The 532-nt window shown below is 70.7% G+C and carries 1 protein-coding gene; it reads left to right on the plus strand.

Translation table 11 applies throughout. The annotated features are described in order from the left end of the window. Nucleotides 1-532, plus strand: a 532-nt coding sequence (locus GVL03_RS19410) for an AraC family transcriptional regulator ligand-binding domain-containing protein (protein WP_200847281.1), incomplete at both ends; no start/stop codon positions are given.

The raw sequence follows: 532 nt of genomic DNA on the forward strand, positions 1-532 counted from the left end.
GCATTTCAGCGTGGAGGCGCGGGCGCGGTTCGACGACCCGGTACTGGAGCCGTTCCTGGTCCTCAGCACGCTCGCATCCCTCCACCGTTTCACCCGCCAGGTCTTCGGAGCTGATTGCCAGGTCCTGGGGGTGGAACTGGCCCTGCCGCAGGCCGGCGCCGTGCCTGCATACGAACAGTTCTTCGGCGCCCCCGTGGCGTTCGATACGCCGGCGAACCGGCTGATCTTCGCGCCCCAGCCATGTCCCATCCTGACCGCGGAACCCAGCGTGCTGGCGCGGATGCGCGAACTGCTGCGCGAGAACCCCGGCAGCCGCGCCTGGTGCGATCTGGACGCTGCCGTGGCGCAGATCATCCGCCGCTCCCCGACGGCCGCCCCGCCGCTCGGGGCGGTGGCGGCGGCCCTGAACCTCAGCGAGCGGTCGCTGCGGCGCAGGCTGTCTGAAAAGGGGATCGGCTACCGGACCCTGGTGGCCGATGAGCAACGCCGCCGTACGCTGGCGCTGGTCCGCGGTTCGGACGTTTCCATGGAG

Source organism: Microbacterium sp. 18062, assembly GCF_902706225.1.
Taxonomy (GTDB): Bacteria; Actinomycetota; Actinomycetes; order Actinomycetales; family Microbacteriaceae; genus Microbacterium.